Genomic DNA, 26,719 nt, shown 5'->3' with positions numbered 1-26,719 from the left:
CACGCCCCGCCGCGCTACAGCACCTTCGACAGGAACGACTGCGTCCGCTCGTGCTGCGGGTTCGTCAGCACCTCGCGGGGGCTGCCGGACTCGACGACCACGCCGCCGTCCATGAAGACCAGGCTGTCGCCGACCTCGCGGGCGAAGCCCATCTCGTGGGTGACGACGACCATCGTCATGCCCGACTCGGCGAGGTCGCGCATGACGTCGAGGACGTCGCCGACCAGCTCCGGGTCGAGGGCCGAGGTCGGCTCGTCGAACAGCATCAGCTTGGGGTCCATCGCGAGCGCGCGGGCGATCGCCACGCGCTGCTGCTGGCCGCCGGAGAGCTGCGAGGGGTAGTTGCCCGCCTTGTCGGCCAGGCCCACGCGCTCCAGGAGCCGGCCCGCGCGCTCCCGTGCCTCGGCCTTGCTCACGCCCTTGACCTGGACCGGTGCCTCCATGACGTTCTCGATCGCCGTCATGTGCGGGAAGAGGTTGAAGCGCTGGAAGACCATGCCGATGTCCCGGCGCTTCAGGGCGACCTCGCTGTCCTTCAGCTCGTACAGCCTGTCGCCCTTCTGGCGGTAGCCGACCAGCTCGCCGTCGACGTAGAGACGTCCGGCGTTGATCTTCTCGAGGTGGTTGATGCACCTCAGGAAGGTGGACTTGCCGGAGCCGGAGGGGCCGATCAGGCAGAACACCTCGCCGGACCTCACCTCCAGGTCGATGCCCTTGAGGACCTCGACGGGACCGAAGGACTTGTGGACGCCCTCGGCCTTGACCATGGCGGTCGGGCCGGTCCCGGCGGGCTCGGTGGTCTCGGCGGTCATGCGGCGGCCCCCTTCCGGTTCGAGAAGGACGTCAGGTTGGCTCTGACCTTCTGCCACGGGGTGGGCGGCAGCTGGCGGCTGGAGCCGCGTGCGTAGTACCGCTCGACGTAGTACTGCCCGACGCTCAGGACCGAGGTGAGGATCAGGTACCAGGCGGCGGCCAGGAAGTACATCTCCACGGGCGCGCCCGAGGTCTGCCCGATGTCCTGGGCGTAGCGGAACAGCTCGTAGAACTGGACCACCGACACCAGCGAGGTCGTCTTGAGCATGTTGATGACCTCGTTGCCCGTCGGGGGCACGATGACGCGCATGGCCTGCGGGATGACGATGCGGCGCAGCGTCTTGGAGTGGCTCATGCCGAGCGCGTGGCTGGCCTCGGTCTGGCCCTCGTCGACCGAGAGCAGGCCGGCGCGGCAGATCTCGGCCATGTACGCGGCCTCGTTCAGGCCCAGGCCCAGCAGCGCCGTCAGCAGCGGCGTCATGAAGCTGGACCAGTAGTCCTTGTAGATCGGGCCGAGGTTGATGTACTCGAAGACCAGGCCCAGGTTGAACCAGACCACGAGCTGCACCAGGACCGGCGTGCCCCGGAAGAACCAGATGTAGAACCAGGCGATGGACGACGTCACCGGGTTCCTCGACAGGCGCATGACCGCCAGCAGGATGCCGCCGACGATGCCGATCAGCATCGACAGGACCGTCAGCAGGAGCGTCTGCCCGACGCCCTTGAGGATGCGGTCGTCGAAGAAGTAGTCGGGGACGGCCTGCCAGTTGATCTTGCCCTGGGCGAAGGCGTAGACGATCGAGGCGAGGACCGCGAGGGCGACGACCGCCGCGACGTACCGCCCGTAGTGCCGGACCGGAACGGCCTTGATGGCCTCCGGTCCGGCGGGCGGTGCGGCGTCCGGCCGGTCCGTCTTGTCTATGTCAACAGTCACGGATGGTGCCTTTCAGCGGCTGGGGGAGGGTCCGCGTGCGGTCACTTGCCGCCGTTGATCGTGGCCTCGTCGACCGCGCCCGCCTCGACGCCCCACTTGGCGATGACCTTGCCGTACGAGCCGTCCTCGATGACCGCGTCGAGCGCGGCCTTCAGGGCGTCCCGCAGCTGGGTGTTGGACTTGGCCACCGCGATGCCGTACGGCGCCGCCTCGACCTGCTCGCCGACCAGCTCGAAGTCCTTGCCGCCGCCCGAGGTCTTCACCGCGTACGCGGCGACCGGGAAGTCGGAGGAGCCGGCGTCGGCACCGCCCGCGCGCAGCCGCGTCTGGGCCTGCTGGTCGTTGTCGAAGGCCTCGATGGAGAGGGTCTCGCCCTTGGGACACTTCTCGGCCTGCTCCTTGGCGAGGTCGTGCGAGACGGTGCCGCGCTGCACCACGACCTTCTTGCCGCACAGGTCGTCCCAGGTCTTGATGGACTGGTCGTCGCCCTTCCTGGTGTAGATCGAGACACCCGCGGTGAAGTAGTCGACGAAGTCGACGCCCTCGCCGACCTTCTTGCCGGTGTCGGAGTCGACGCCCTCCTGGCGGTCCTTGGTGTCCGTCATGGCCGACATGGCGATGTCGTAGCGCTTGGAGCGCAGACCCGTCAGCAGCGTGTCGAAGGTGCCGTTCTCGAACTCGAACCTCACCCCGAGCTGCTTGCCCATCGCGTCCGCGAGGTCGGGGTCGATGCCGACGGTCTTGCCGGACTTGTCCTTGAACTCGACCGGCGCGTACGCGATGTCGGAGCCGACCTTGATGACGCCCGCGTCCCGGATCGCCTGCGGCAGCTTGTCGGCCAGCGGCGCGGAGTCCGCCGCGCTGCCCGAGTCCTTCTTGTCGTTCTTCGTCTGGTCGCCGCATCCGGACAGCAGCAGGGCGCCGGCGACCGCGAGCGCGCCGACCACTGCTGTCCGGGAACGGGTGGCGGTCGTGCGACGGATGAGGCGTGCGGTCATGGTGGATTCCTCCGGCGGATGAACGGAAAGCAGCCGATGGGTCGACGAGAACACACACCATCGGGTGTCGCGACCTCGTGTGTTGACGGCATCTTGCCATTCGGACGGCGCCCCTCAGGGTGCCGGTCATGTCAAAATCGGATAACGGGCGGCCCCCGATCCGCGCGGAGACCGGCCCGCGCGGCCGGATCTTGTGCGGGTACCTCCCGCTCCGGCCGGAAGATCTCCGGCGCATCTCACGATGCGGGCCACGCGTTTCCTCGCGCTCGCGGCGGCCCGGCGTTTCCCGGGGCCTTGTCCGCATATTCGACTATGAGTCATGTCACCGCCGCGCGGCCTTCGCGCCACGGACTCGTCCGGGGCGGCGTCCGTCCGGTAGAAAAGTTCCTTACACCCCTCATCCGGGGCTCAGGGCGCGTGTGCGGCGCGCCCGTCGCGCAGGGACCCGTGCGTACCAGCCAGTCAGGGTCCTGTGCGGTGCCCGCCCACCCCTCACCAGGAGTGGACACCCTCAACCTTTAAGACTTAAGGGGTAAGACAAGTGGCAGCGGAGATCGTCAATCCTCGCAGCGACAGCAGTACGGGCCACGACGGCGAAGCGGAGTCGGCCGAATCCCCCGGGAGCGACGCGCTCACCTTCGACCCGGCGTTCGCCCTGCACCGCGGCGGCAAGATGGCCGTGAAGGCCACGGTGCCGGTCCGGGACAAGGACGACCTGTCCCTGGCGTACACCCCGGGCGTCGCGAAGGTGTGCAGCGCCATCGCGGAGCAGCCCGAACTCGTCCACGACTACACCTGGAAGTCGTCGGTGGTCGCCGTCGTGACCGACGGCACCGCCGTCCTCGGACTCGGCGACATCGGCCCGGAGGCCTCGCTCCCCGTGATGGAGGGCAAGGCGATCCTGTTCAAGCAGTTCGGCGGCGTGGACGCGGTGCCGATCGCGCTGGACTGCACGGGGGTCGACGAGATCGTCGACACCGTGTCCCGGCTCGCGCCCTCCTTCGGCGGCGTCAACCTGGAGGACATCTCGGCGCCGCGCTGCTTCGAGATCGAGCGCCGGCTCCAGGAGCGCCTGGACATCCCGGTCTTCCACGACGACCAGCACGGTACGGCCGTCGTCACGCTGGCGGCCCTGCGCAACGCCGCGCGGCTCACCGGGCGCTCGCTGGGCGACCTGCGGGGCGTGATCTCGGGCGCGGGCGCGGCCGGCGTGGCCATCGCCAAGTTCCTGATCGAGGCCGGGATCGGCGACGTGGCGGTCGCGGACCGCAAGGGCATCGTCTCGGCCGACCGGGAGGACCTGACCCCGGTCAAGCGGGAGCTGGCGTCGATCACGAACAAGGCCGGGCTGACCGGTTCGCTGGAGTCCGCGCTGGCGGGCGCCGACGTCTTCATCGGCGTCTCCGGCGGCACGGTGCCGGAGGCCGCGGTGGCCTCGATGGCCGAGGGCGCGTTCGTCTTCGCCATGGCCAACCCCAACCCCGAGGTGCACCCCGAGGTCGCCCACAAGTACGCGGCCGTGGTCGCCACCGGGCGGTCCGACTTCCCGAACCAGATCAACAACGTCCTGGCCTTCCCCGGCATCTTCGCCGGGGCGCTGCAGGTCCGGGCCTCCCGGATCACGGAGACGATGAAGATCGCGGCGGCCGAGGCGCTGGCCGCGGTCGTCGGCGACGACCTCGCCGCCGACTACGTCATCCCGTCGCCGTTCGACGAGCGCGTGGCCCCCGCGGTCACCGCGGCGGTGGCCGCGGCGGCCCGGGCGGAGGGCGTGGCCCGGCGCTGAGCCGCAGGCCGACGGGTGTCCGCGAGCCGTTCGCGGGCACCCGTCGGCGCCGTGCCGGCGGACGGTGGCGCGGCGGGGCGAGGCGGTCGCACGGTGACGAGGGGTGGATCCACCGGACCGGCCGCCCGGCGCGCGGTGCCGGACGGGCGCGTGTGCGACGTGAACGGGGCTCCCCCGCCGTGTACGGAACGGCGGGGGAGCCCCGCTGTTCCGCAGGTGGCCCGCGTGGTGCGGTGGCGGCACCGCTTGCCCCGAGCCGGAGCCAGGGGTACGGGTCCGGGGGACGCGTGTCACAGCGAGGCGCGGTTCCTTCGGGCCGGACGCGGTCCTAGGGTCGGGGCATGTTCGCTGCCTACGCCGCCCGCATCGACCGTGACCAGCCGCTGAACGGACTGGAGCTGGGGGAGCGTCCCGCCCCCGTGGCCCGCCCGGGCTGGACCACGGTGAACGTCAGAGCCGCTTCCCTGAACCACCACGACCTCTGGTCGCTGCGCGGGGTCGGTCTCTCGCAGGACAGACTGCCGATGATCCTCGGCTGCGACGCCGCCGGGACCGACGAGGACGGCAACGAGGTCGTCCTGCACTCCGTCATCGGGCAGTCCGGCCACGGGGTCGGCCCCCGGGAGCCGCGCTCCATCCTCACCGAGCGGTACCAGGGCACCTTCGCCGAGCAGGTCTCCGTGCCCACCTGGAACGTCCTGCCCAAGCCCCGGGAGCTCTCCTTCGAGGAGGCCGCCTGCCTGCCCACCGCCTGGCTCACCGCGTACCGCATGCTCTTCACCAACGCGGGCGTGCGGCCCGGCGACTCGGTCCTCGTCCAGGGCGCGGGCGGCGGTGTCGCCACGGCGGCGATCGTGCTCGGGAAGGCGGCGGGGCTGCGGGTCTTCGCGACCAGCCGCGACGAGGCCAAGCGCGAGCGCGCCGTCGAACTGGGCGCGGCGGACGCCTTCGAGCCCGGCGCCCGGCTGCCGCAGCGCGTGGACGCCGTCATCGAGACGGTCGGCGCCGCCACCTGGTCGCACTCGGTGAAGTCCCTGCGGCCCGGCGGCACCCTGGTGATCTCGGGTGCCACCAGCGGCGACCGCCCCTCGCACGCCGAGCTGACCCGCATCTTCTTCCTCGAACTCAAGGTGGTCGGTTCCACCATGGGCACCAAGGACGAGCTGGAGGACCTCCTGTCCTTCTGCGCCGCGACCGGCGTACGCCCCGTCGTCGACGAGGTGCTTCCGCTGGACCGCGCCCGCGAGGGCTTCGAGCGGATGGAGTCGGGCGGCCAGTTCGGCAAGATCGTGCTGACGGCTTCGTGACCCGGGCCGGACCGGCTGCCCGATGTCCGGACCGCTGCCCGGCCCGGTGCCCGGTGGTCCGCGCCCCGGTGTGTCCGGTGGTCCGTGGCCGCCGGACACACCCTGCGCGCCGGGCGCCCGCCGTACTCAGTTCCCGGGCGTACGCGGTGTGCGCAGGGCCGCCCCTATGTGGGCCGCCGCCGTCGACAGATGGCGCCGGGCCTCGCGCAGCTGCTCCTCCGACACGCCGTGGTCGCGGGCCGTGTCCCTGATGTCGTCGCGGAAGCGGTCCAGGAGGCGGTCCAGGTCGCGCGCCGGGTCACCGGTCGACTCCTCGTGCGCCCACGAGGGTTCGTAGCCGGCGGGGAAGTCCTCGCGCGTGACCGTGTACTCCGGCTCCGGCGCCGGAGCCGTCCCCTGGCGCCCGAACCCGAAGTCCTTCCCGGCCGCCCTGCCGAAGTCCCCGAACTCCTTGGCCAGTTCGGACAGGCCCTCCCGCAGCCCCGTCGGCCAGTCGCCCCGGGCGAAGTGGTCCTGCACCTGCTCCTGCACGCGCCGGGCGACCCGCTGCAGCTCCTCCTGGGCCTGGGCCCGTGCCCTCTCCTGGGCCTCCTTGGCCTGGCGGCGGGCCCGCTGGGCCTCCTCGCGCGCCCGCCGGCTCTCGTCCTTGGCCCGCCGGGTCTGCTCCTTCCACTCCTGCCTGACCCGGCGCATCTCCTCCTTCGCGGCACGCCAGGAGTCGCTGTCCGCGTACCCCGCGAAGTCCCCGGGGAAGCGCTCGTGCTCGCCCCGCCGTCCCTTGTCGCCGCCGCCCGCCGCGCCGTCGCGCGCCTCGTCCGCCGCCGCCCGCATCTCGCGCCGCAGATCGCCCGCGGCGCCCCGGACGTCGGCCCGGATCTCCGCCGCCAGCTCCGCGACCGACTCGCGGATCTCCAGCTCCAGGTCGGCCAGCTCGCCGCTGCGGTCGGCCAGTTCGGCACGGCCCGCGTCGGTGATCGCGTACACCTTGCGGCCGCCCTCGGAGGTGTGCGTGACCAGGCCCTCCGCCTCCAGCTTGGCGAGGCGGGGGTACACGGTGCCGGCCGAGGGCGCGTACAGCCCCTGGAAGCGCTCCTCCAGGAGCCGGATCACCTCGTAGCCGTGGCGCGGGGCCTCGTCCAGCAGTTTGAGCAGGTACAGCCGCAGGCGGCCGTGGGCGAAGACGGGAGGCATGTCAGAGCCCCTTCTCGTGGGTCGTACCGGGGGGCGGGGTCGTGCTGTCGCCGGGACCGGGGGTCCCGCCGGCCGTGCCCCCCGACGGCGCGTCCCGCGGTGACGGAGCGCCGGTCCCGGTGCCGGGGACGCGCGGTGACGGGGTGTCGGGGCCGGGGACCGGTCCCGGGGCGGTGGACGGGGCCGGCTCGTCCCAGGGGGTGTCCTCGGACGGGGGCCGGCGCAGCAGGGCGATCGACCCGGACACGGTCGTCGCCTTCAGCCGGCCGCTGCCCGCGCCGAGCCTACCGGTGATCCTCTTGGCCCCCCACTGGCCGCTGACCCGCAGGTCCTCGAAGGCGTTGGAGACCGCTCCGCTCGCCGTGTTCACCTCCACCTCCGCGTCCGCCGGGTGCGGCAGCCGGATCGCGATCTCGCCCGAGACGCTGGTCAGGCTCATGTCGGTGGGCCCGTCCGAGGCGTCCAGGTCGAGGATCATCGACCCGCTCACCGAGTCGGCCCGCACGGTGGAACCGGCGCACTCGACGACGGTCAGGTCGCCGGAGACCGAGTGGAAGCGCAGGTCGCCGCCGAGGGCCTGGGCCTCCAGGTTCCCGGAGACGGTGGTGGCGCGTACGGGTCCGGAGAGGCCGACCAGCGTGGTGTCGCCGGTGACGCCCTTCACCTCCGTCCGCCCGGCCGTGCCCGAGACCATCGCCGCGGCGCCGACCACGCCCACCTCCACCGGTATGTGCGCCGGGACCGCCAGCGAGACCGTCGCGCTGCGGTGCCGGCCCTTGCGGTCGAGCCAGCCGAGGAGGTTCCTCCACGGCAGGTCCTCGTACGCCACCGTCAGTGTGCCGTCCTTCCGGGTCACGGTCAGCGGGGGCCCCTCCAGCTCCGTGACCTCCAGACGGGCGGGACCCTCGTCCACTCCGACCACGTTCACCGTGCCGTTGACGATCCGCACGTGGAGGGCCGCCACGGGGTCGTCGAACGTGAGCTTCCCGGGCTCTGCGACGGACCACTCGGACATGGTGCTGACCTCCTCGGCCGGAGCGGGCGCGACGCGCCATATCGCGTCTTGTGTCAAACACGATATATCGCGGACCCGGAAAGTCAAGGGCGGGCGGAAGCGCTGTGGACAGCCACGGGAGACGTCTGCCGGGTGCGCTGGGGAACGGCCTCCGGGTGCGCGGGAAGACGCCTCCGCGCGTACTGAGGGGTGTCCCCAGGTGTGTCCCCCAGGTGTGCTTCGGGGCGGGTCGGGGGGAGCCTGGCCGGATGTGGCGCCTGACCGGATGTGGCGGCGCGGCGGCGCGGTGGCGCACGATCGGACTCGGATACGGGCGAAGCAGGGCGAACTGCCCTAGCGTAGGACCATGCCGACGACCGATGGGAGCCCGTCCCGGGCATCCGGTGCCCTGCTGCTGTGCCGAGCGGAAGCGACGGCCGTCGGCCCCGCCGCCCGGCTCCTGCGCACCCGCGTCCTGCTGCTCCCGGCGGGCCGCGGCTGGAGCCTGCTCGTGCCCGAGGGGCGGCCCCTGCCGTACGACGACGAGCCCGTCGACCGCTTCGTCGGCGGCTGGGCCGTCGCGCTCGCGGTCGCGGTCCCCTGCCCCGTGCTGGCCCTGTGGTGGGACGAGGAGCGCAGCGGGTACACCCTGGCCTCCGGCTTCCGCCGCTCCGTCGGCTACGAGTGGCTGGCGAACGGCACGCCCGTCGGCGAGGACGAGGCCATGCGCACGTTCGCCGCGCGCCTCGGTCTGGACCCGGTCCTCGACATGCAGTCCCTGGACGGACTGACGCGGCCCGACCCCGCGGCCGACGCCCGGGCCCGGCTGCGCGGTCTGCTCGCCGTGCTCACGCGCGTGGGAGTGGCCCTCCCCGCCGGTCTCGCCCCCGGCGTCCCGGCCGACCGGCTGTACGAGTCCGCCCGCGTCCTGCCCCACGCGCTGCCCGCCGACCGGGCCGCCGGACGTGACGCCGGAGCGTCCGCCGGGCGGGGCGCGGCCGACGGGGACGCCGGCGCCGAAGAGGGCGGCACCGAAGCGGGCGGCCGCCCGGCTCCTGCGCGCGGCACCGACCGGGTGCGCGAGGCGGCGCGGGCGGTGGGCGCGGACGACCGCGCCCTGGCCGTCGCCCACCTCGCGGCCGGTGTGCCGGTCACGGTCTGGGGCGTGTGCCGCCGGAGCGCCGGCTGGACCGCCGCGGGCACGCTGCTGCTGGCGCACGGCGCGCTGGGCCTCGCCCGCGTCTCCCGCGCCTCACGGGCGCTCCCCGGCTGACGCGGCGGCCCGCCGGTCCGTTCGCGCTCCCGTCCGTACGTGCGTGCGCACCCGTGCGCGCAGTGGCCCTGCGTACGGTGGCCGTCGCGAGCGCGCCCTCACGCGCGCCCGCGCGTACGGCGGCCCTACTCGTCGTCCTCGTCGTCCAGGCGGGCCAGCCACGTCGCGAGGCGTTCCACCGGCACCTCGAAGTCCGGGTTGAGATCGACGAACGTCCGCAGCTGTTCGGCGAGCCACTCGAAGGTGACCTCCTCCTCGCCGCGCCGCTTCTCCAGTTCCTCGATGCCTCGGTCGGTGAAGTACATACGGCCAGGATATGCGGTGCGCCGGGCGGTCCGGGCCCGTACCCGGACCGCCCGGGGACGCCCCGGCACGGCGGGCCCGGGCCCGGCCGGAGAACGCCCGAGGGCCCGGCCCCCGAGCGTCTCCGCTCGGGGGCCGGGCCCTCGGTCACGCGGTGCCGGCCCGGGGGCCGGAGGCCGGATCAGGCCTCGAACACCTCACGCACCAGCTGCTCCTGCTCGGCCTGGTGCCGCTTCGCCGAGCCCACGGCCGGGGACGACGAGTGCGGGCGCGAGATGCGGCGCAGGCGCTCGCCGTGCGGGACGTCGGCGCCGACCGCCAGGTCCAGGTGGTCGATCAGGTTGAGCGCGATGAACGGCCAGGCACCCTGGTTCGCCGGCTCCTCCTGGGCCCACAGGTACTTCTCCGCGTTCGGGTACTTCGCGATCTCCGCCTGGAGCTCGGCACCCGGCAGCGGGTACAGGCGCTCGATGCGGATGATCGCGGTGTCCGTCACGCCGCGCTTCTGCCGCTCGGCGTCGAGGTCGTAGTAGACCTTGCCGGCGCAGAAGACGACCTTCCTCACCGCGGCCGGGTCCACCGACGCGTCGCCGATGACCGGCCGGAACTGGCCGCTCGTGAACTCCTCCGCCTTCGACGCCGCGGCCTTCAGGCGCAGCATCGACTTCGGGGTGAAGACGACCAGCGGCTTGTGGTGCGGGTTGTGCACCTGCCACCGCAGGAGGTGGAAGTAGTTCGCCGGGGAGGTCGGCATGGCGACGGTCATGTTGTTCTGCGCGCACAGCTGCAGGAACCGCTCCGGGCGGGCCGAGGAGTGGTCCGGGCCCTGGCCCTCGTAGCCGTGCGGGAGCAGCAGGGTCACACCGGAGGTCTGGCCCCACTTCTGCTCGGCGGAGGAGATGAACTCGTCCACCACCGTCTGCGCGCCGTTGACGAAGTCGCCGAACTGCGCCTCCCACATGACGAGCGCGTCGGGGCGGGCCAGCGAGTAGCCGTACTCGAAGCCCATCGCCGCGTACTCGGAGAGCAGCGAGTCGTAGACGTTGTAGCGCGCCTGGTCCTCGGAGAGGTACAGCAGCGGCGTGTAGTCCTCGCCGGTCTCGCGGTCGATCAGCACCGCGTGGCGCTGGCCGAAGGTGCCGCGGCGGGAGTCCTGGCCCGAGAGGCGCACCGGGGTGCCCTCCAGGAGCAGGGAGCCGATCGCGAGGGTCTCGCCCATGCCCCAGTCGATGGTGCCGTCCTCGACCATCGCCGCGCGGCGCTGCAGCTGCGGCAGCAGGCGCGGGTGCACGGTGATGTGGTCGGGGATGTTGACCTGCGACTCGGCGATCCGCTTGACGACCTCGGTGGAGACGGCCGTGCTGACCGCCACCGGGAACTCCGCCTGCGGGTCGGGCGACGCGATCGGGGCCGGGTTCGAGGTGGCCTCGCGGACCTCGGTGAAGACCTTTTCCAGCTGGCCCTGGTAGTCCTGCAGCGCCTGCTCGGCCTCTTCCAGGGTGATGTCGCCCCGGCCGATGAGGGACTCGGTGTAGAGCTTGCGCACCGAGCGCTTCTTGTCGATCAGGTCGTACATCAGCGGCTGGGTGAAGGCCGGGTTGTCCGACTCGTTGTGACCGCGGCGGCGGTAGCAGATGAGGTCGATCACCACGTCCTTGTTGAACGCCTGGCGGAACTCGAAGGCCAGCCGGGCGACGCGGACGACGGCCTCGGGGTCGTCGCCGTTCACGTGGAAGATCGGGGCCTCGATCATGCGGGCCACGTCCGTGGCGTACATGGACGAACGCGAGGACTCGGGGGCCGCGGTGAAGCCGACCTGGTTGTTGATGACGACGTGGACCGTGCCGCCGGTGCGGTAGCCGCGCAGCTGCGACATGTTCAGCGTCTCGGCCACGACGCCCTGGCCGGCGAAGGCCGCGTCGCCGTGGAGGGCGACCGGCAGGACGGTGAAGTCCGTGCCGCCCTTGTTGATGATGTCCTGCTTGGCGCGGGCGACGCCCTCCAGGACCGGGTCGACCGCCTCCAGGTGCGAGGGGTTCGCGGTCAGCGAAACCTTGATCTGCTCGCCGTCGAGGCCGGTGAAGACGCCCTCGGCGCCCAGGTGGTACTTCACGTCGCCGGAGCCGTGCATCGACTTCGGGTCGAGGTTGCCCTCGAACTCGCGGAAGATCTGGGCGTAGGACTTGCCGACGATGTTGGCCAGCACGTTCAGGCGGCCGCGGTGGGCCATGCCGATGACGACCTCGTCCAGGCGCGACTCGGCGGCCGAGTCGAGGACCGCGTCGAGCAGCGGGATGACGGACTCGCCGCCCTCCAGGGAGAAGCGCTTCTGGCCGACGTACTTCGTCTGCAGGAAGGTCTCGAAGGCCTCCGCCGCGTTCAGCCGGCGCAGGATGCGCAGCTGCTCCTCGCGCTCCGGCTTGGAGTGCGGGCGCTCCACGCGGTCCTGGATCCACTTGCGCTGCTTGGGGTCCTGGATGTGCATGTACTCGATGCCGGTGGTGCGGCAGTACGAGTCGCGCAGCACGCCGAGGATGTCGCGCAGCTTCATCATCGACTTGCCGGCGAAGCCGCCGACCGCGAACTCGCGCTCCAGGTCCCACAGGGTGAGCCCGTGCTCGTTGACGTCGAGGTCGGGGTGCTTGCGCTGGCGGTACTCCAGCGGGTCGGTGTCGGCCATGACGTGGCCGCGGACCCGGTAGGAGTGGATCAGCTCGAAGACGCGGGCGGCCTTGGTGACGTCGTCGTCGTGGCTGGCGTCGATGTCCTTGAGCCAGCGGACCGGCTCGTAGGGGATGCGCAGCGACTCGAAGATCTCGTCGAAGAAGCCGTTCTCGCCGAGCAGCAGGTTCGCCACGATGCGCAGGAACTCGCCGGAGGCGGCGCCCTGGATGACCCGGTGGTCGTAGGTCGACGTGAGCGTCATGACCTTGGAGATGCCGAGCTTGTTCAGGGTGTCCTGGGAGGTGCCCTGGAACTCCGCCGGGTAGTCCATGGAGCCGACGCCCATGATGACCGACTGGCCGGGCATCAGGCGGGGCACGGAGTGGACGGTGCCGAGGCCGCCGGGGTTGGTCAGGGAGACCGTCACGCCGGTGAAGTCGTCCATCGTGAGCTTGCCCTCGCGGGCGCGGCGGACGATGTCCTCGTAGGCCTGCCAGAACTCGAAGAAGTTCATGGTCTCGGCCTTCTTGATGGCCGCGACGACCAGCTGGCGGTCACCGTTGGGCTTCACCAGGTCGATGGCCAGGCCGAGGTTGACGTGGGCCGGCTTGACCAGGGTCGGCTTGCCGTCCTTCTCGCCGAACGACCAGTTCATCGACGGCATGGCCTTGATGGCCTGCACCATCGCGTAGCCGATGAGGTGGGTGAAGGAGATCTTCCCGCCCCGGGCCCGCTTGAGGTGGTTGTTGATGACGATGCGGTTGTCGAACAGCAGCTTCACCGGGACCGCGCGCACGGACGTGGCCGTGGGCAGCTCCAGCGAGGCGTTCATGTTCTTGGCGACGGCGGCGCCGGGGCCGCGCAGCGTGACGTACTCCGGGCCCTCGGGCGCCTCGGCGGCCGGGGCGGCCTTCGCGGCGGCCGGCTTCGGGGCGGGCGCCGCGGCGGGCTTCGCCGGAGCGGGCGCCTGGGCCGGGGCCGCGGCGGCGGGCTGGGGGGCCGGGGCGGCCTGCGCAGGCGCTGCGGGGGCGGCGGGAGCGGTCTTGGCCGGCGCGGCCGGAGCCGCGGGGGCGGGCTTCGCCGGGGCGGCGTCCGCGGCCCCCGCGGCCGCGTTGCCCGCCGGGGCCGAGGCGGACCCGCCGCCCGGCTTGTAGTCGGCGAAGAAGTCCCACCAGGCTCGGTCCACGGAGTTCGGATCCTGGAGGTACTGCTGGTAGATCTCGTCGACGAGCCACTCGTTCGGACCGAACGCGGCGGCAGGGTTCTTCCCGGCCTGCTCGTCGTTCGTGGACGCTCCGGCCTGCGCGAGGCTGGGGGAGCTCGAGTTACTGGGGGACTGTGGCGACACGGCGGCAACCGCCCTCTTCCGCTTCACAAGGTGATGGACAGCGGGAATAAAGGCTACGCCTCCGTGGCCGAGAGGTGCAGGCCGGGACGGTCTTCGTCGTGTAAGTCACATCGAAACGCGTGTTTCGCCGCTCGAAATGGCGGGAAACAAGCGAGGTTCCGCATCGGAATGGGTACGTCGATGTGGGACGCCGCCCCGTACGGAGCGGGCCCGGAGGCAATGACACGTGTCCCGCTGGGGCATCACGAGTCGATCTTGTGCTCTGGGTTCGAACCCTACGTCAACATCAGAGCGGTGACTCTCCCGGAAGAGTGATCAGAATCCGGCAACCGCGCTCCGACTCGGCCACGCCGATGCGGCCGCCGTGCAGATCCACCGCCCAGCGGGCGATCGCCAGGCCGAGGCCCGTGCCGCCGTCGCTGCCGGGGCCGTGCGGCGTGCCGACGCTGCCGCGGTTGAACCGCTCGAAGACCCGGTGCCACTCGGACCGCGGTATGCCGGGGCCCTCGTCCAGGACCTCGAGCTCCAGGGAGTCCGGCCGCTCGCCGCGGCGGGCCTTGACCGTCACGCGGCCGTGCGGCGGGCTGTGCTTGACCGCGTTGTCGATCAGGTTGGCGACGACCTGGTGGATGCGCTCGGGGTCGGCGAGGGCCGTCAGCTCCGGCGGCGTCACGTCCAGGTGCAGGTGGACGTCGGTGCGGGTGTGGCGGCCGGAGTCCGAGGCGATGCCCCCGCGCGCCGAGGCGACCATGTTGGCCTCCTTCAGTACGCCGGACAGGTACGGCCAGACCTCGAAGCGGCGCTTCTTCAGCGGGACCACGCCGTTGTCGAGGCGGGAGAGGTCCAGCAGGGTCTCCACCAGGCGGCCCAGGCGCTCGGTCTGCTTCAGGGCGGTGCGCATCGTCTCGGGGTCGGCGGCCGAGACGCCGTCCACGACGTTCTCCAGCACCGCTCTCAGCCCGGCGATGGGGGTGCGCAGCTCGTGCGAGACGTTGGCCACCAGTTCCTTGCGCTGGCGGTCCTGGGCCTCCAGGTCGTCGGCCATGCGGTTGATCGTCTGGGCCAGGTCGCCCAGCTCGTCGCGGCGGTCGGCGCCCTTGACCCGGCGCGTGTAGTCGCCGTGCGAGATCGACCGCGCCACCGTGTTCATCTCGTCCAGCGGCGCGGTCAGCGAGTGCGCCACGAACTGGGTGATCAGCAGCGTGGCGATGATCGAGAAGACCGTGATGAAGCGCAGCTCGGTCTTCGTGCGCACCGCGATCATCAGCAGGCCCGTGGTGATGAAGACCGAGACGACGACCAGGGTGCCGAGCTTGGTCTTGATCGAGAAGGGGCGGACGTCGTCCCAGAGTCCCGCGCTCCTGCGCGTGTCACCGGCACCGCTCATGCACATCAGCCCCTTCGCAGACGACCTTCCCGGGGGAGTCCCGCCGGTCCCGCTCAGGGGGTCGGGGTCTCCAGCGCGTAGCCCACGCCGTGCACCGTGCGGATGCGCTCGGCGCCGATCTTCCGGCGCAGCGCCTTGATGTGGCTGTCCACGGTGCGGGTCCCGGAGGCGTCGGCCCAGTCCCAGACCTCGGCGAGCAGCTGCTCGCGGGAGAGTACCGCGCGCGGCGTGTTCGCGAGGCAGACGAGCAGGTCGAACTCGGTGGGCGTGAGGTGGACGTCCTCGCTGCGCACCCGGACCCGGCGCTGCGCGTGGTCGATCTCCAGTTCGCCCAGGCGCAGGATGCCGCTGCGCGGGGTGGAGGCGGCCAGCGCGGCGCGCTCCACGCGGCGCAGCAGGACGTGCACGCGCGCGGCCAGCTCGCGCATGGAGAACGGCTTGGTCATGTAGTCGTCGGCGCCGACGCCCAGGCCGACCAGCATGTCCGTCTCGTCGTCGCGCGCGGTGAGCATCAGCACCGGCACCGGGCGCTGGGCCTGCACGCGGCGGCAGACCTCCAGGCCGTCGAAGCCGGGCAGCATGATGTCGAGGATCAGCAGGTCGGGCTGCCAGGCCTCGGCGGTGTCGACCGCGGCGGGGCCGTCGCCGGCCGTCTGCACGAGGAAACCCTCGGCGCGCAGCCGGGCGGCGATGGCGTCGACGATCGTCGGATCGTCCTCGACCACCAGTACCCGGCGCTGGGCGCCAGGCGTGGCCGCGGTGCCGTTCTGGGAGGTGTGTGTCTGCTCCATCGCCCGCCCCTGCTGTGTGCTTTCCGGAACCTGTGGGGGTGATTCCATGACTGCGATTGACGCTTGAATGATCCGCGCGCCGGTCAGCAGGGTACGGGCAGTGACCACCGCTCGGCTATCCAGGCACGACCGCGAGGTGGACCACGTCGGGAACGCCCCGGGCAACGGGGATCTCTTCGGTACGGACCTGCTGGAACCCGGCATTCCGCAAGGTTCCTTCGAAAACCGCCGAGGGCTGCGCCGACCACACCGCGAGCACTCCGCCGGGCCTCAACGCCCGGGCGCAGTCGGCGAGTCCGGCCGGCGCGTACAGGCCGTCGTTGCCGTCGGTGACGGTCCAGTCGGGCCCGTTGTCGATGTCCAGGCAGAGCGCGTCGTACGTGGCGGACGTCTCACGGAGGTGCGCGAGCAAATCCGCTTCGACGATCTCCGTGCGCGGGTCCGCGAGCGCCTCGGCGGACAGTGCGGACAGCGGGCCCTCCCGGTGCCAGTCGATCACGGCGCGCTCCCGCTCGACGACGGTGATCCGTCCCCAGCGCGCGTCGGCCGCCGCGTGCGCGAGGGAGAAGCCGACGCCGAGCCCGCCGATCAGGACGTCCGGGCGGTCCCGGCCGTCGAGCGGCCCGAGCGCGCCGAGCGCGGCGTCGACGAGCAGCCGCTCCGAGCGCCCGTCGGAGGTGTCCATCAGGAAGCAGCCGTTGGCGATGATCTGCAGCAGGTCCCCGTGGCGCCGCAGGACGACCTCGCCGTACGGGCCGTCGCGGCGATCGAGGACTACGGGGGTGTCGTAGGCCGATGTCATGCGGGCCATCCTGCACGACGCGCCCGGCGGAGGCGCCGCCCTTCGGTGACCGGCCGTTTCCTGTGATCGCTGTGAGCGAACAGGGCTTGGGGAACAATCAAGGGCTCACGAGCATTGAGTCGGCATAGCTCAACTTGACTGCCGAAGGGGTAATCATGGCTGCTGAGTCCACGGCGTTCACACCGCACACCCTGCCCGTGCTGCCGCTCGACGACGAGGTCGTGCTGCCCGGCATGGTCGTGCCCCTGGACCTCAACGACTCCGACGTACGCGCCGCGGTGGAGGCAGCCCAGGCCGCCGCCCGCTCCACAGGGGGCAGCAAGCCCGCGGTGCTCCTTGTTCCGCGCGTGGACGGCACCTACGGCGGCATCGGCGTGCTGGGCACCGTCGAGCAGGTGGGACGCCTGGCCGACGGCGACCCGGGCGCGCTGATCCGCGGCCGCTCCCGCGTGCGCATCGGCGCCGGCACCACCGGCCCCGGCGCCGCCCTGTGGGTGGAGACCACCCGCGTCGACGAGACCGTTCCCGACCCGCTGCCCGGCCAGGTGGCCGAGCTGGTGAAGGAGTACAAGGCGCTCGCCACCAGCTGGCTGCGCAAGCGCGGCGCCTGGCAGGTCGTGGACCGCGTCCAGGCCATCGACGGCGTCTCCGCGCTCGCCGACAACTCCGGCTACTCGCCGTTCCTGACCACCGCCCAGAAGGTGGAGCTGCTGGAGACCACCGACCCGGTGGCCCGGCTCAGGCTCGCCACCGAGCAGCTGCGCCGCCACCTGGCCGAGCAGGACGTCGCCGAGACCATCGCCAAGGACGTCCAGGAGGGCGTCGACAAGCAGCAGCGCGAGTTCCTGCTGCGGCGCCAGCTGGAGGCCGTCCGCAAGGAGCTGCGCGAGCTCAACGGCGAGTCCGACGCCGACGCCTCCGACGACTACCGCGCCCGCGTCGAGGCCGCCGACCTGCCCGAGAAGGTGCGCGAGGCCGCGCTCAAGGAGGTCGAGAAGCTGGAGCGGGCCTCCGACCAGTCGCCCGAGGGCTCCTGGATCCGCACCTGGCTCGACACCGTCCTCGAACTGCCGTGGAACGAGCGCACCGAGGACGCCTACGACATCCAGGGCGCCAAGGCCGTGCTCGACGCCGAGCACGCGGGCCTGGAGGACGTGAAGGAGCGCATCACCGAGTACCTGGCGGTGCGCAAGCGCCGCTCCGACCGGGGCCTCGGCGTCGTCGGCGGCCGCCGCGGCGGCGCCGTGCTCGCCCTCGTCGGCCCGCCCGGCGTCGGCAAGACCTCGCTCGGCGAGTCCGTCGCCCACGCGATGGGGCGCAAGTTCGTCCGCGTCGCGCTCGGCGGCGTGCGCGACGAGGCGGAGATCCGCGGCCACCGCCGTACGTACGTCGGCGCGCTGCCCGGCCGCATCGTCCGCGCGGTCAAGGAGGCCGGGTCGATGAACCCGGTCGTGCTGCTCGACGAGATCGACAAGGTGGGCTCCGACTTCCGCGGCGACCCCGCGGCGGCCCTCCTGGAGGTCCTGGACCCGGCGCAGAACCACACCTTCCGGGACCACTACCTGGAGGTCGAGCTCGACCTGAGCGACGTGGTGTTCCTGGCGACCGCCAACGTCCTGGAGGCCATCCCCGAGGCGCTCCTCGACCGCATGGAGCTGGTCCGCCTCGACGGCTACACCGAGGACGAGAAGGTCGTCATCGCCCGCGACCACCTGCTCCCGCGCCAGCTGGAGCGGGCGGGCCTGGCCGCGGACGAGGTCACCCTGGAGGAGGACGCGCTGCGCAAGCTGGCGGGCGAGTACACCCGCGAGGCGGGCGTGCGCACCCTGGAGCGCTCCATCGCCCGGCTGCTGCGCAAGGTCGCGGCCCGGCACGAGCTGGGCGAGCAGGAGCTGCCGTTCACGGTCGGCGCGGACGACCTGCGCGGGCTCATCGGGCGGCCGCACCACGTGCCCGAGTCCGCCCAGGACCCGGCCGAGCGCCGTACGGCGGTGCCCGGCGTGGCCACGGGCCTCGCGGTCACCGGCGCGGGCGGCGACGTCCTCTACGTGGAGGCGTCCCTGGCCGATCCGGAGACGGGGGCCGCGGGCCTGACCCTCACCGGCCAGCTCGGCGACGTCATGAAGGAGTCGGCGCAGATCGCGCTGAGCTTCCTGCGCAGCCACGGCGCCGAACTGGAGCTGCCGGTGGGCGACCTGAAGGACCGGGGCGTGCACATCCACTTCCCGGCGGGCGCGGTCCCCAAGGACGGCCCGAGCGCGGGCGTCACCATGACGACCGCCCTGGCGTCGCTGCTGAGCGGCCGCCTCGTCCGCACCGACGTGGCGATGACCGGAGAGGTCTCGCTGACCGGACGGGTGCTGCCGATCGGCGGGGTGAAGCAGAAGCTGCTCGCCGCGCACCGGGCCGGGATCACCACGGTGATCATCCCCAAGCGCAACGAGCCCGACCTGGACGACGTGCCGGCCGAGGTCCTGGAGAAGCTCGACGTCCACGCCGTCACGGACGTCCGCCAGGTGCTCGAACTGGCCCTCGCCCCGGCGGAGGTGCCGGTCCCGGCGGCGGCGTGACGGACGCCGGCGGGACCCGGCGGAGGCCCGGAACCCCCCGTGGGTTCCGGGCCTCCGCCCTGTGCGGACGGGTGCCGTACGCGGCCGGGCCTTCGCCGTGTGCGGGACGGCGGTGTCCGTCGTGCGGGTGGGGGGTGCCCGTCCGGGCGGGGCGTGTCAGCCGTTGGCGAGCGCGTGGACCCGGTCCAGCGGGCCGTTGAACTTGTTGTGGTCGCCGACCGTCGGGCCCGTCGAGGTGTACTGCCACATCGTGTGGGCGCTCCAGCCGGCGGGCAGCGGGCCCGGCGTGGAGGCGTAGCGGGCGATCCAGAGCGGGTTGGCGGAGCCGAAGCCCGCGTAGTTGCCGGTACAGGTGGTCCACCAGTTGGTGGCCGTGTAGACGACCGCGTCGCGGCCGGTCCGGGCCTTGTAGCGGTTCAGGAAGTCACGGATCCAGCTGACCATGGCGCTCTTCGACTTGCCGAAGCAGGTGGCCCCGTAGGGGTTCCACTCGATGTCGAGCACGCCCGGGAGCGTCCTGCCGTCGGCCGACCAGCCGCCGCCGTTGTCCACGAAGTAGTTCGCCTGGGCGGCGCCGGAGGACTTGTCCGGCGTGGCGAAGTGGTACGCGCCGCGCACCATGCCGGCCTTGTACGCGCCGCCGTACTGCTGCTTGTAGTACGGGTTCTTGTAGGAGGTCCCTTCGGTGGCCTTCACGTAGGCCCACTTCACGCCGCTCTTCCACAGCGTGGACCAGGGAACGTTGCCCTGGTGGCTGCTGACGTCCACACCCTCGGTCTGGACCGCGTCGAGGCCGGCCGGGGCGCCGCCGCGGCGGCTTTCGTGGGCCGCCACGCCCATGCCCATGTGGGCGGAGCCGCGCGCGGGGCCGTCGTCCGCGGCGGCGGCGCCGCCCGGCAGACCGAACAGCAGGGACAGCGCCGCGAGCAGGACTCCCACCGCGTACGCGCGCCTTTCCCGAAAGGGGAAGCGGGGGCGGAGGGCCGTTCCGGATCTTTGCACGGACATCTTCGTGCCTCCGAAGATCTCGGTGGTGCTCGGTGGGGGGAGAGGGCCGGCGGCAGCACGCGGCGACAGCGGGGGGACGCCGTCGGTACAACGGTGGCGTGACCATGCCAGGCAGGGCCCTGCTGAAGAAGCTACGCACGTAGAACGCATGAAGGAAGGGGTCCCACGGACCGCCGTTGGTCTAATCCTGCGAAATACTGACGGAGCTGCGGCAACGGCGCCCAGAAGCGGAAACTTTCATGCCCGGGACAGGCCCCGTGGCACCGGACCGGGAGTGCTGACGTGCACGAGGACGCAAACGACGAGGCGCACGGCGTCGCCTCCGGCACGCCGGGAGAGGACGGGCCGGACCGGGAGTTCCTGGCGCTGGAGCGCGAGCTGACGGTCTTCCTGCGCCGGGCGCGGGCCTCGTCGGGCGAGATGGTCCGCGAGGTCCACCCCGACCTGGAGTCCTCCGCCTACGGCCTGCTCGTCCGTCTGGAGGAACGCGGCGGCCAGCGGGCCACCGACCTCGCCGCCTACATCGGCGTGGGCAAGGCGACCATGTCCCGCCAGCTGCGCGCCCTGGAGGAGCTCGGCCTGGTCGCCCGCGAGCCCGACCCCAACGACGGCCGCGCCTGGCTGGTCCACCTCACCGAGGAGGGGCGGGCCCGCTTCCGCCGCGCCCGCGAGGCCCGCCGGGCGCGCTACGTGAGCCGGCTCGCGGGCTGGGACCGCGAGGAGGTCGCCGAACTGGCCCGTCTCCTGCACCAGCTCAACCGGGAGTCGGAGGGCTAGGGCGCGCGCCCGGGCAGAGACCTCACAGCTCCGCGTACACCACCGTCGCGTCGTCGTGCGGCTTGCCCCGGCGCGGGGCGGCCCCCCGCGCGTCGGCGAGTTCCAGCTCCCGCACGCGGTCCACCAGGGCGCGCGGGCCCTTCTCGCGGACCAGGGAGAAGCAGTCCGCCCAGTCGCCCTCGCCGAACCGCTCCACCCAGCGCGCGGCGCCGTCGGTGAGCGCGGTCAGGGTGCGCACCTCCGCCCGGGGCAGGGTCCCGGTCACCGCGCGGGAGGCCACCTCCGGGTCCGCCGCCGCGGTGAAGAAGCCGCCCTCCTTGTTGCGCAGCGCCGCGTCCACGGCCGCCTCCGAGGCCAGGGCGGAGCGGGGCAGCCGGGCGAGCCGGTCGTCGAGCACCGCCGTCACCGCGCCCCCGGGGGACTCGACCAGCAGCGCCGAGTCGGACAGCACCAGATACTCCACCGCCCCCGCCGACCAGCGCGCGACCACGACCGTGGCCTGCGGCGTACGGGGGTGAGAAAGGTCACAGGTGGCGCGGTGCGCGTCGGCCGTCCTGCCGATCGCCAGCGCCAGGACCTGCGCCAGTGTCAGATCTCTCCGCGAAAGGGACAGTTCGTGCAGCGCCCCGCCGAGCCGCGCGGTGAACCAGGGGACGGAATGCAGACATCCGGATGCGCTCGCCGGAGGTGTGACCCCGTCCAGCACGACGAGTGAACCGCCCAGACCGGAGGCGGGGAGTCCGACCGACGCGTAGTCCTCGTTGGGGCGGGCCGGATCGCCGGGTACCGAGATCAGCTCAGTGCGCATCCGGCCAGTCTGCACGAGTCCTCCACGGCGGCCGCGAAAGCCCCGCATCCGTTGCCGGGCGGGCGGGGCCAGCAGGTCAGCCGCCTCTTTTGAGTGAAATGATCTACTCATGCCGGGGGCGGTGGGGCATCCTGCCAAAGCCCGCCGTGAAGGTCCAACCGGCTCCCCGCACGCGGGCGTGGCACAGGCCGGAGGAACTTGCTCGCCAACTCCCGTCCGATGTTCACTCCTTCGGGTGGCGGGCCCGACGATGCGAGAACACTGCCCACCGGCACTGGAAGGGTCGGGAGCCGTACCGGGAGGACGACGCACCAGTTGACGTCACGTCACCCGGGCCCATGGGTACACGAGTCAAGAATGCGAGCACCGGTGCAGATGAAGCGGCCTCGGCGCAAGGGCAGGCAGACGGCCACGACCTCCACGGGGGCCATGGGGCGCACGCCGGACCCCGCGGCCCCGGACCCCGCGGGCACCGGCCGCCCCAAGCACGTGCGCAACCGGCTCATCGTCGCGGTGGCCGTCGCGGCCGCCGCCGTCGCGGGCGCGGGCGCCCCCGCCGTCCTCGCCGCGTCGGAGGACCTCCACGACTCCCAGAACCTGGTGACGCTGGCCGAGCGCACCCAGCAGGCGCTGACCCTCGCCCACTCGCTCGCCGACGAGCGCGACGAGGTCACCTCCTACCTCGCGGCCGGCCGCCCCGACGGCGAGGGCCCCTCCGAGCAGCGCAGCGCCCGCGTCGACCGCCAGGTCGAGGAGTTGCGCACGGACGCCCCCGCCGCGCTCCGCGCCGACCTCGACGACGTCGCGGCCGTCCGCAGGGCCGCCCTCACCGGCAAGAGCGGCGCCCTGGAGACGCACGAGGCGTACTCCGCCGCCATCACCGAGCTGCACCGGCTCGCCGAGGACCTGGCGGAGCGGATGCCGCCCCGGGCCGGCTCCGGCGCGCACGCGCTCGCCGACCTCGACACGGCGGTCCAGCAGGCCGCCGCCGCGCGCGGACTGCTCCTGGCCGCCCTCAGCGTGCCGCGCTCCACCCAGACCGCCGTCGACCCGTTCACCGGCCTGCCCGTCGCGGGCGGCACCGGCTCGGCCGCCGAGACCGAGCGGCGCGACGCGCTCAGCGCCGCCGCCCAGCAGGCCCGCGTCCGCTCCGACGCCGCCGTCGCCGACTTCCGCGACAACGCGCCGAAGACCGCCCTGGCCTCGTACGACTCCACGGTCACCGGCCCCGAGGTGACCACCGCAGAGAAGTACCTCGCCACCCTCACCGACGAGCCGGACCTGTCCGGTGACGACCTCGGCGTGAACGCGGAGAAGGTCGAGGCGGCCCTGTCCGCCCGCGTGGAGCAGATGCGCGGCGTCGAGGCATCCCTGAACGACCGGCGCACCAAGGACCTGGCCCGGCTGCGCGACGACGACGTCACCGCGCTGGAGATCCGCGTCGCCGTCCTCGGCGCGCTCGCCCTCGTGGCCGTCGGTGTGATCACGGCCATGGCGCGCTCGCTGACCCGCCCCCTGTCCGTGCTGCGCCGCGGCTCGGCCCGCCTCGCCGCCGACCCGGCCGCCGAGGAACCGGTGAAGTTCACCGGGCGCAACGACGAGTTCGCCCAGGTCGTCCGCTCCGTCAACGCGCTGCACGCGCACGCCCTCGCGCTCCACGAGCGGCTGGCCACGCTGGAGGGCGACCGCAAGCACCTCGTCGGCCAGCGGCAGACCATGGCCGACGAGCGCGAGCGGCTGCGCGCCGACCTCGCCGAGGCGACGGACCGCCTGGAGCGGCTGCGGACCAGCATCCACGGCACGTTCGTCAGCCTCGCGCTGCGCACCCTCGGCCTGGTCGAGCGGCAGCTCGGCGTCATCGAGGGCCTGGAGGAGCGCGAGCAGGACCCGGACCGGCTCTCCACCCTCTTCAAGCTCGACCACCTCGCCACCGTGATGCGCCGCCACAGCGAGAACCTGCTGGTCCTCGCGGGCGCCGAGCACGGCCAGCAGCACGCCGGGCCCGTCCCGCTCGTCGACGTCGTGCGCGCCGCGGTCAGCGAGATCGAGCGGTACGACCGGGTGCGCATCGCCTCCCTGCCGCCGCACGCGCACGTCGCGGGCTTCGCCGCCGACGACGTCAGCCACCTGGTGGCCGAACTCCTGGAGAACGCCTCCTCCTTCTCCCCGCCCGACATCCCCGTCGAGGTCTCCGGCTGGCTGCTGGAGAGCGGCGAGGTCATGCTCTCCGTACAGGACGAGGGCATCGGCATGACCGCCGAGCGCCTGGAGAAGCTCAACGCCCGGCTCGCTGAGGCCGGTCCCGACGAGCCCTTCGACGAGGAGGGCGGCGAGGGCCTCGGGCTCGGCCTGTACGTGGTGGCGCGGCTCGCGCAGCGGCACGGCGTACGGGTGCAGCTGCGCGAGCAGAAGCAGGGCGGCATCGCGGCGGTCGCCGTACTGCCCGAGTCCGTGCTCGCCGAGGCCCCCGCGGTCCCGGTGCCCACGGCCGCCACGCCCGTCCCCGGCGCCGCCCCCGCGGTGGGCCTGCCCGGCGCGGACGCCGAGGCCAACTCCAACGAGCTGCGCGGCCGCGACGGCCGCGACCCGCTGATCACCGCGGCGGAGGAGGCCGTGCGGGAGGCGTCCGCGGAGGACGCCGCGACCGCGGCCCCGACGCCGGACGCCCCGGACGGGACCCCGGCCGCCGGCGACGACGGCACGGCCGCGCCGGCCGCCGGGCAGCCCGCCACCGGGAACGCGGCCACCGAGGACGCGGCCACCGAGGACGCCGCCTCCTTCACGGAGGAGCCCGCCGACGCCGCGCACGGGGACGCCTCCGCCGAGGACGCCGCCCGTACGGGCGCGGCCGCGGACGAGCCGGGCGCGCACGCCGGCGGGCCGTCCTCCGACGAGGACGAGGACGGCGAGGACGCGGCGCCCGGTCCCGAGACCACCATGGAGCTGCTGGCGCCCGCGCCGCCCGCCGAGGACGGCGCCGCGCCCGCGCCCGCCGGTTCCGTGCCGGCCCCCCGGTCGGAGGAGGCGCCCCGCCCGGGGGAGGCCCCCGCCGCCGCGGAGCCCGCCCGTCCCGGGGAGGCCCCCGAGGTCTCCATCCCGGCGCAGGCCACCGGGGACCCGTACGCCATCGGCCCCGACGCCCACGAGCGGGTCGCCGACGAGGGCGAGGTGCTCACCGACAAGGGGCTGCCCAAGCGGACCCCCAGGATCTCGGGGCCGGCGCCCGCCCGGCGGCCGCGCGCCGGGGGCGTCGACGCCGAGGCCCTGCGCCGCCGCCTCGGCGGGTTCCACCAGGGGGCCAACCAGGGCCGTCGCGACGTCGAGGCAGAGATAGCAGACCAGACGGCGGAGCACGCCGCGCCGGCCGCACCCGGCCGGGCGCAGCCGCCCACCGCCGAATCCGTATCCGCACAGGGGGACCCGGTCGAGGAGGAACGCAGTTGACAGCGCCCAGTACCTACGGACTGAGCAACGAGGCCCGCAACCTGCACTGGCTGCTGACGAACCTCGTCGAGGAGGTGCCGGGCCTGCTGTCGGTCGCGGTGGTCTCCTCCGACGGCCTGTTGCTGCTCTCCTCCGACCCGGGGAGAGTCGCGGAGGCGGGGGCGGAGCAGGGCCGAAGAAGCGGCCCGCGCGGCTCGTCGGCCGACCTGGCCACCATCGTGTCGGGCATCGGCAGCCTCACCGTCGGCGCCGCCAAGCTGATGGACGTCGGCGGCGTCAAGCAGACCATGGTCGCGATGGAGGAGGGCAGCCTCTTCGTCATGTCGATCAGTGACGGCTCGCTGCTCGGCGTGCACGGCTCCGCCGACTGCGACATGAGCGTCGTCGCGTACCACATGGCCCTGTTCGTGGGCCGCGCCGGGCACGTGCTCACCCCCGAGCTCCGCAGCGAGCTGCGCCAGTCGATCGAGGCGAAGTCGATGGAGAGCGCCCAGTGAGCAGTGCGCCCAAGCTTCCCGTGCGCGGCGGTGACCGCAAACCCGCCCGGGTGCGCCCCTACTCCCTGACGGGCGGGCGCACCCGGTTCGGCCACGTCCTGCTCGTGGAGACGTTCGTGGCCGCGCTGGAGGCGCCCGAGGAGCGGCGCGAACTCGCGAACGGGTCGCTGTCGACCCGCGTCATGCCCGAGATGCGGGCCATCGTCGAACTCTGCCGCCGGATGAGGACGGTGGCCGAGATCGCCGCCCTGCTGAAGATGCCGCTCGGCGTGGTCCGCGTGCTCCTCAGCGACCTGGCGGACCAGGGAAAGATCCGTGTGTACGGAACCGGCCACGGCCCCGGCCAGCCGGACCGCGCTCTGCTGGAGAGGGTGCTGAGTGGACTCCGTCGTCTCTGAAGCCACCGCCGTCGCGTTCGGCGAACCGGACGAGGAACTGAAGCCGTGGCAGACGGACCGTTCGCGTGCCCCGATCGCCACGAAGATCGTCGTGGCGGGCGGCTTCGGCGTGGGCAAGACCACGCTGGTCAGCGCGGCCTCGGAGATCCAGCCGCTCCAGACGGAGGCGCTGATGACCCGGGCCAGCGAGGACCACGACGACCTGTCGGCGACGCCCGACAAGCTGACCACCACGGTCGCCATGGACTTCGGGCGCCTCACGCTCGACGACGACCTGGTGCTGTACCTGTTCGGCACGCCCGGACAGCAGCGCTTCTGGTTCATGTGGGACGACCTGGTGCGCGGGGCGATCGGCGCGATCGTGCTGGCCGACACCCGGCGCCTGAGGGACTGCTTCCCGGCACTGGACTACTTCGAGAGCACCGGCCTGCCCTACATCGTGGCGGTCAACCACTTCGAGGGCAGTGAGCGGTTCGAGGTCGAGGACGTGCGGGAGGCCCTGACGGTGCCCCCGCACATACCTGTCATGATCATGGACGCGCGCCGCCGGATCTCGGTGATCGAGACCCTCCTGGCCCTGGTGGGCCACGCGCTCGAAGTCAGCCCCGAGTAGGGAGACAGCTCTC

General features: G+C 72.7%; 21 protein-coding genes. 9 read left to right on the top strand and 12 right to left on the bottom strand.

Annotated features, from left to right (window positions below):
- Positions 1–14 precede the first annotated feature (14 nt).
- The 3 genes from IE271_RS03785 to IE271_RS03775 are packed head-to-tail and all read right to left on the bottom strand — an operon-like array spanning position 15 to position 2,745.
- Entirely contained in the window at positions 15–767 is a 753-nt protein-coding gene (locus IE271_RS03785; protein WP_190188973.1) for an amino acid ABC transporter ATP-binding protein, read from the bottom strand.
- 41 nt (positions 768–808) lie between these two features.
- Positions 809–1,747 (bottom strand): amino acid ABC transporter permease, encoded by a 939-nt coding sequence (locus IE271_RS03780; protein ID WP_190188699.1) that lies wholly within the window; start codon positions 1,745–1,747, stop codon positions 809–811.
- 41 nt (positions 1,748–1,788) lie between these two features.
- Positions 1,789–2,745 (bottom strand): ABC transporter substrate-binding protein, encoded by a 957-nt coding sequence (locus IE271_RS03775; RefSeq protein ID WP_190188698.1) that lies wholly within the window; start codon positions 2,743–2,745, stop codon positions 1,789–1,791.
- Between the two features lie 541 nt (positions 2,746–3,286).
- Between IE271_RS03775 and IE271_RS03770 the strand changes: the two genes are divergently transcribed.
- Entirely contained in the window at positions 3,287–4,531 is a 1,245-nt protein-coding gene (locus IE271_RS03770) for an NAD(P)-dependent malic enzyme (protein WP_190188697.1), read from the top strand.
- Positions 4,532–4,872: 341 nt separating this feature from the next.
- Positions 4,873–5,838 carry a zinc-binding dehydrogenase gene (locus tag IE271_RS03765; protein WP_190188696.1) on the top strand — a complete coding sequence of 322 codons (966 nt, stop codon included), beginning with the start codon at positions 4,873–4,875 and terminating at the stop codon, positions 5,836–5,838.
- A 126-nt stretch (positions 5,839–5,964) separates the two neighbouring features.
- Here the strand turns inward: IE271_RS03765 and IE271_RS03760 are convergent, their stop codons facing one another.
- Both IE271_RS03760 and IE271_RS03755 read right to left on the bottom strand, forming a co-directional pair.
- Positions 5,965–7,029: a PadR family transcriptional regulator gene (locus IE271_RS03760; protein WP_190188695.1), complete on the bottom strand. Its 1,065-nt coding sequence runs from the start codon at positions 7,027–7,029 to the stop codon at positions 5,965–5,967.
- Between the two features lies 1 nt (position 7,030).
- A complete protein-coding gene (locus IE271_RS03755; RefSeq protein WP_190188694.1) occupies positions 7,031–8,044 on the bottom strand; it encodes a DUF4097 family beta strand repeat-containing protein in 1,014 nt (337 codons plus the stop codon).
- A 346-nt stretch (positions 8,045–8,390) separates the two neighbouring features.
- Here IE271_RS03755 and IE271_RS03750 point away from each other — a divergent pair, with 346 nt between their 5' ends.
- Positions 8,391–9,296 carry a hypothetical protein gene (locus IE271_RS03750; protein WP_190188693.1) on the top strand — a complete coding sequence of 302 codons (906 nt, stop codon included), beginning with the start codon at positions 8,391–8,393 and terminating at the stop codon, positions 9,294–9,296.
- A 125-nt stretch (positions 9,297–9,421) separates the two neighbouring features.
- On the opposite strand, the gene IE271_RS03745 is transcribed toward IE271_RS03750, so the two are convergent.
- From IE271_RS03745 to IE271_RS03725, 5 genes are all read right to left on the bottom strand, one after another.
- The gene (locus tag IE271_RS03745; RefSeq protein WP_003992906.1) at positions 9,422–9,601 is read right to left on the bottom strand and encodes a DUF6104 family protein; all 180 of its coding nucleotides are present in this window, start codon (positions 9,599–9,601) and stop codon (positions 9,422–9,424) included.
- 179 nt (positions 9,602–9,780) lie between these two features.
- Complete coding sequence (locus tag IE271_RS03740; protein WP_190188692.1) at positions 9,781–13,611, bottom strand: multifunctional oxoglutarate decarboxylase/oxoglutarate dehydrogenase thiamine pyrophosphate-binding subunit/dihydrolipoyllysine-residue succinyltransferase subunit; 3,831 nt, start codon at positions 13,609–13,611, stop codon at positions 9,781–9,783.
- Positions 13,612–13,897: 286 nt separating this feature from the next.
- On the bottom strand, positions 13,898–14,998 hold the full coding sequence (locus IE271_RS03735) for a HAMP domain-containing sensor histidine kinase (protein WP_190188691.1): 1,101 nt from the start codon (positions 14,996–14,998) through the stop codon (positions 13,898–13,900).
- Between the two features lie 53 nt (positions 14,999–15,051).
- Positions 15,052–15,789 (bottom strand): response regulator transcription factor, encoded by a 738-nt coding sequence (locus tag IE271_RS03730; RefSeq protein WP_190188690.1) that lies wholly within the window; start codon positions 15,787–15,789, stop codon positions 15,052–15,054.
- 115 nt (positions 15,790–15,904) lie between these two features.
- On the bottom strand, positions 15,905–16,591 hold the full coding sequence (locus IE271_RS03725) for a spermidine synthase family protein (RefSeq protein ID WP_190188689.1): 687 nt from the start codon (positions 16,589–16,591) through the stop codon (positions 15,905–15,907).
- 155 nt (positions 16,592–16,746) lie between these two features.
- On the opposite strand from IE271_RS03725, the gene lon reads away from it, so the two are divergent.
- The gene (lon, locus tag IE271_RS03720; protein ID WP_190188688.1) at positions 16,747–19,161 is read left to right on the top strand and encodes an endopeptidase La; all 2,415 of its coding nucleotides are present in this window, start codon (positions 16,747–16,749) and stop codon (positions 19,159–19,161) included.
- A gap of 156 nt (positions 19,162–19,317) precedes the next feature.
- On the opposite strand, the gene IE271_RS03715 is transcribed toward lon, so the two are convergent.
- Positions 19,318–20,169: a lysozyme gene (locus tag IE271_RS03715; protein ID WP_190188687.1), complete on the bottom strand. Its 852-nt coding sequence runs from the start codon at positions 20,167–20,169 to the stop codon at positions 19,318–19,320.
- Between the two features lie 282 nt (positions 20,170–20,451).
- On the opposite strand from IE271_RS03715, the gene IE271_RS03710 reads away from it, so the two are divergent.
- Positions 20,452–20,946, top strand: coding sequence for a MarR family winged helix-turn-helix transcriptional regulator (locus IE271_RS03710; RefSeq protein ID WP_190188686.1), 495 nt, complete (start codon positions 20,452–20,454; stop codon positions 20,944–20,946).
- 22 nt (positions 20,947–20,968) lie between these two features.
- Here IE271_RS03710 and IE271_RS03705 read toward each other — a convergent pair whose 3' ends face one another.
- Positions 20,969–21,754, bottom strand: coding sequence for a protein phosphatase 2C domain-containing protein (locus IE271_RS03705; RefSeq protein WP_190188685.1), 786 nt, complete (start codon positions 21,752–21,754; stop codon positions 20,969–20,971).
- A gap of 357 nt (positions 21,755–22,111) precedes the next feature.
- On the opposite strand from IE271_RS03705, the gene IE271_RS03700 reads away from it, so the two are divergent.
- From IE271_RS03700 to IE271_RS03685, 4 genes are read left to right on the top strand one after another with little or no spacing between them, the layout of a single operon-like run.
- Positions 22,112–25,198: a nitrate- and nitrite sensing domain-containing protein gene (locus IE271_RS03700; RefSeq protein ID WP_190188684.1), complete on the top strand. Its 3,087-nt coding sequence runs from the start codon at positions 22,112–22,114 to the stop codon at positions 25,196–25,198.
- Positions 25,195–25,695, top strand: coding sequence for a roadblock/LC7 domain-containing protein (locus IE271_RS03695; protein WP_190188683.1), 501 nt, complete (start codon positions 25,195–25,197; stop codon positions 25,693–25,695). The genes IE271_RS03700 and IE271_RS03695 overlap by 4 nt, the downstream gene beginning before the upstream one ends.
- The gene (locus IE271_RS03690) at positions 25,692–26,093 is read left to right on the top strand and encodes a DUF742 domain-containing protein (RefSeq protein ID WP_190188682.1); all 402 of its coding nucleotides are present in this window, start codon (positions 25,692–25,694) and stop codon (positions 26,091–26,093) included. Before IE271_RS03695 ends, IE271_RS03690 begins: the two co-directional genes overlap by 4 nt.
- Entirely contained in the window at positions 26,074–26,706 is a 633-nt protein-coding gene (locus tag IE271_RS03685) for a GTP-binding protein (RefSeq protein WP_190188681.1), read from the top strand. Before IE271_RS03690 ends, IE271_RS03685 begins: the two co-directional genes overlap by 20 nt.
- Positions 26,707–26,719 lie beyond the last annotated feature (13 nt).

The sequence above is a fragment of the Streptomyces minutiscleroticus genome (assembly GCF_014650875.1).
GTDB lineage: Bacteria > Actinomycetota > Actinomycetes > Streptomycetales > Streptomycetaceae > Streptomyces > Streptomyces minutiscleroticus.
Note: the sequence above shows the minus strand (reverse complement) of the source record. Positions and strands in the feature narration are given on the sequence as shown.

What these genes read in the sequence shown, in the direction of transcription:
- IE271_RS03785 (WP_190188973.1), bottom strand. Translation starts at nt 767, where the DNA reads ATGGTCAAGGCCGAGGGCGTCCACAAGTCCTTCGGTCCCGTCGAGGTC.
- IE271_RS03775 (WP_190188698.1), bottom strand. Translation starts at nt 2,745, where the DNA reads ATGACCGCACGCCTCATCCGTCGCACGACCGCCACCCGTTCCCGGACA.
- IE271_RS03765 (WP_190188696.1), top strand. Translation starts at nt 4,873, where the DNA reads ATGTTCGCTGCCTACGCCGCCCGCATCGACCGTGACCAGCCGCTGAAC.
- IE271_RS03760 (WP_190188695.1), bottom strand. Translation starts at nt 7,029, where the DNA reads ATGCCTCCCGTCTTCGCCCACGGCCGCCTGCGGCTGTACCTGCTCAAA.
- IE271_RS03755 (WP_190188694.1), bottom strand. Translation starts at nt 8,044, where the DNA reads ATGTCCGAGTGGTCCGTCGCAGAGCCCGGGAAGCTCACGTTCGACGAC.
- IE271_RS03750 (WP_190188693.1), top strand. Translation starts at nt 8,391, where the DNA reads ATGCCGACGACCGATGGGAGCCCGTCCCGGGCATCCGGTGCCCTGCTG.
- IE271_RS03745 (WP_003992906.1), bottom strand. Translation starts at nt 9,601, where the DNA reads ATGTACTTCACCGACCGAGGCATCGAGGAACTGGAGAAGCGGCGCGGC.
- IE271_RS03735 (WP_190188691.1), bottom strand. Translation starts at nt 14,998, where the DNA reads ATGAGCGGTGCCGGTGACACGCGCAGGAGCGCGGGACTCTGGGACGAC.
- IE271_RS03730 (WP_190188690.1), bottom strand. Translation starts at nt 15,789, where the DNA reads ATGGAGCAGACACACACCTCCCAGAACGGCACCGCGGCCACGCCTGGC.
- IE271_RS03725 (WP_190188689.1), bottom strand. Translation starts at nt 16,591, where the DNA reads ATGACATCGGCCTACGACACCCCCGTAGTCCTCGATCGCCGCGACGGC.
- lon (WP_190188688.1), top strand. Translation starts at nt 16,747, where the DNA reads ATGGCTGCTGAGTCCACGGCGTTCACACCGCACACCCTGCCCGTGCTG.
- IE271_RS03715 (WP_190188687.1), bottom strand. Translation starts at nt 20,169, where the DNA reads ATGTCCGTGCAAAGATCCGGAACGGCCCTCCGCCCCCGCTTCCCCTTT.
- IE271_RS03705 (WP_190188685.1), bottom strand. Translation starts at nt 21,754, where the DNA reads ATGCGCACTGAGCTGATCTCGGTACCCGGCGATCCGGCCCGCCCCAAC.
- IE271_RS03700 (WP_190188684.1), top strand. Translation starts at nt 22,112, where the DNA reads ATGCGAGCACCGGTGCAGATGAAGCGGCCTCGGCGCAAGGGCAGGCAG.